This is a genomic window from Bifidobacterium favimelis (genome assembly GCF_037963085.1).
Taxonomy (GTDB): domain Bacteria; phylum Actinomycetota; class Actinomycetes; order Actinomycetales; family Bifidobacteriaceae; genus Bombiscardovia; species Bombiscardovia favimelis.
Genome location: NZ_JBANDZ010000006.1, coordinates 1 through 3,585 on the forward strand (window position 1 = coordinate 1; position 3,585 = coordinate 3,585).

The window sequence follows — 3,585 nt, forward strand, 5'->3', positions numbered from 1 at the left end:
TGTTGTGAGTGTTGGGGCGGCGGTGTGCTACTCTCCCACACCCTTCCGGGTGCAGTACCATTGCCGTGCTGGGTCTTAGCTTCCGGGTTCGGAATGGGACCGGGCGTCTCCCCCAGGCCATGACCGCCGCGAGTCTTCTGTTGTCCCTCCCCGGCCGCGCTGGGGCGGGGGGATGGTGTGTGGCGGTTCGGGGACCGGATGGTGGACGCGTGCATTGCCTCGTGATCGAGTCGTGATCCCGTGCTCCTTGTCGCAGGCGGGGTCGTGTCGCAGGGGACGATGTGAAGATGATGTTGCCCGTCGACCGTTAGTGCCGGTCGGCTCCACCCCTCGCGGGGCTTCCACGTCCGGTCTATCAACCACGTGTTCCACGTGGGGTCTACAGGGGCCTCTAGGGTCCCATGGAATCCTTATCTTGGAGGGGGCTTCCCGCTTAGATGCTTTCAGCGGTTATCCCATCCGAACGTAGCCAACCGGCCGTGCCACTGGCGTGACAACCGGCATACCAGAGGTTCGTCCACCCAGGTCCTCTCGTACTATGGGCAGGGCTCCTCAAGATTCCGACGAGCGCAGAGGATAGAGACCAAACTGTCTCACGACGTTCTGAACCCAGCTCGCGTGCCGCTTTGATCGGCGAACGGCCGAACCCTTGGGACCTGCTCCAGCCCCAGGATGCGACGAGCCGACATCGAGGTGCCAAACCATCCCGTCGATATGGACTCTTGGGGATGATCAGCCTGTTATCCCCGGGGTACCTTTTATCCGTTGAGCGATGCCGCGTCCGTACGCCGGCACCGGATCACTATCTCCGACTTTCGTCCCTGCTCGAGCCGTCGCTCTCACAGTCAAGCTCCCTTGTGCGATTGCACTCGAAACCCGATTGCCAACCGGGCTGAGGGAACCCTTGGGCGCCTCCGTTACTCTTTGGGAGGCAACCGCCCCAGTTAAACTACCCGCCAGGCACTGTCCCTGACCAGGATGACTGGCCGAGGTTAGAGGCCAGATGAGGACAGAGCGGTATTTCACATTCCGGCTCCACGGATGCTGGCGCACCCGCTTCGAAGCCTCCCGCCTATGCTACACAGTCCGCACCTAACGCCAATACCAAGGTATAGTAAAGGTCCCGGGGTCTTTTCGTCCTTCTGCGCTTAACGAGCATCTTTACTCGTACTGCAATTTCGCCGAGCTCCTGGTCGAGACAGTGGGGAAGTCGTTACGCCATTCGTGCAGGTCGGAACTTACCCGACAAGGAATTTCGCTACCTTAGGATGGTTATAGTTACCACCGCCGTTTACCGGGGCTTGAATTCACCGCTTCCCGTCCGAAGACGGTGACGGATCCTCTTGACCTTCCGGCACCGGGCAGGCGTCAGTGCATATACAGCGACTTTCGTCTTCGCATGCACCTGTGTTTTTGGTAAACAGTCGCTACCCCCTGGTCTGTGCCACCCCCTCCGGCTCCGCGCGCGAGGCGCCTCACCGCAAGGGGTCTCCCTTATACCGAAGGCACGGGAGTGATTTGCCGAGTTCCTTGACCAGGATTCGCTCGATCGCTTTGGTATACTCTACCTGACCACCAGTGTCGGTTTGGGGTACGGGCGGCACCAGACCTCACGCCGAAGCTTTTCTTGACGGAACGGCACACCGGATTCGGGGCCGAAGCCCCCCATCATCACACCTCACGCTCATGCCGGGCGGATTTGCCTGCCCGGCGCGCCACATGCTTGACCACGGACTACCACCGCCGCGGCCCGGCTTCCGTTCCGTGTCACTCCCGCGCTACCCGCCACGCATCCACAAGCCGGTCCCGCACCCATCGACGGTCCGAAGACCATCCCCGGGAACAGGTAAGGGCCTGCTTCCACGTCTTGGATTGGGCGGCCTGACGCCGGTAGGAGAATATCGACTCCTTCATCCATTCGACTACGCCTGTCGGCCTCGCCTTAGGACCCGACTCACCCGGGGACGACGAACGTGGCCCCGGAACCCTTGGTCATCCAGCGGACGGGATTGTCACCCGTCTCTCGCTACTCATGTCTGCATTCTCACTTCCGCCAGGTCCACGGCCGGCTCACGCCGCCGCTTCACCCCCTGCGGAACGCTCTCCTACCCAGCACAGCAAAACTGCGCTGCCGCGTCTTCGGTGGTGTGCTTGAGCCCCGCTACATTATCGGCGCGGAACCACTAGACCAGTGAGCTGTTACGCACTCTTTCAAGGATGGCTGCTTCTGAGCCAACCTCCTGGCTGTCTATGCGACTCCACATCCTTTCCCACTTAGCACACGCTTGGGGACCTTAGACGACGATCTGGGCTGTCTCCCTTTCGACGACGGAGCTTATCCCCCGCCGACTCACTGCCGCGATACACCTCGCACGTATTCGGAGTTTGGCTGCTGTCGGTACCCTGACAGGGCCCTCAAGCATCCAGTAGCTCTACCCCATGGAGGCACTCACGCGACGCTGCACCGAAATGCATTTCGGAGAGAACCAGCTATCACGGAATTTGATTGGCCTTTCACCCCTAGCCCCAGGTCATCGGCCCGGTTTTCAACCCAGGTCCGTTCGGTCCTCCACGCGGTCTTACCCGCGCTTCAACCTGCCCAGGGCTAGATCATCCCGCTTCGGGTCCAGGACACGCGACTGAAAAACGCCTTTTAAGACTCGCTTTCGCTACGGATCCCCCACACGGGTTAACCTCGCCACGCATCACTGACTCGCAGACTCATTTTTCGATAGGCACGCCGTCACCCCGAAGGGCTCCGACGGTTTGCAGGCACATGGTTTCAGGAACTCTTTCACTCCCCTCCCGGGGTGCTTTTCACCTTTCCCTCACGGTACTCGTACGCTATCGGTCAGACAGGAATATTCAGGCTTACCCCACGGTCGGGGCTGATTCACACGGGATTCCACGAGTCCCGCGCTACTTGGGAACAAGGATCGGCAGGCGGCGCGCCTCCGGCTACGGGGCCATCACCCTCTACGGCCGGGAATTCAATCCCGTTCGCCTCACACGCCACTTTGTCACTGCCGCCGGACCCGTCGGAGCCCGGACACCAAATCCCACAACACCCATGCCGCAACCCCCGACGGGTCTCACACGGCACCGGTTTGGCCATCGTCCGCTTTCGCTCGCCACTACTCACGGAATATCCTTTCCTGCAGGTACTGAGATGTTTCACTTCCCTGCGTACCCCCCGCACGAATGCGGTGCCGGCCCATGACGGCCGGCGGGTTGCCCCATTCGGAAACCCTCGGATCAAAGCCCTGTCGGCGGCTCCCCGAGGACTATCGCGGCCCCACGCGTCCTTCTTCGGTCCTGTCTGCCAAGGCATCCACCATGCGCCCTGAACCGGCAACACCACGCACCGGCCCACAGCAACACAACTGCCAGACGACAAATCATCACACTAATAGATCACAAAACGATCGACCCGGACCCAACAAGGGCCCGGACGAAACAATACAAGCGGACGGCCACCACACAGGGCGCCATCCACTCGCGTCCACTCTCCAGTTCTCAAACCACCACCGCACCCGGCACGCCCGCGCGGACCACATCCACGCGCACGCGGCAGGGGCGAAGGGA

General features: G+C 61.3%; 2 rRNA genes. Both read right to left on the reverse strand.

Annotated features, from left to right (window positions below):
• Positions 1-14 precede the first annotated feature (14 nt).
• Positions 15-131: ribosomal RNA gene (rrf, locus tag V6584_RS07875) — 5S ribosomal RNA — on the reverse strand.
• Between the two features lie 156 nt (positions 132-287).
• Positions 288-3,359 (reverse strand): 23S ribosomal RNA (locus V6584_RS07880).
• Positions 3,360-3,585 lie beyond the last annotated feature (226 nt).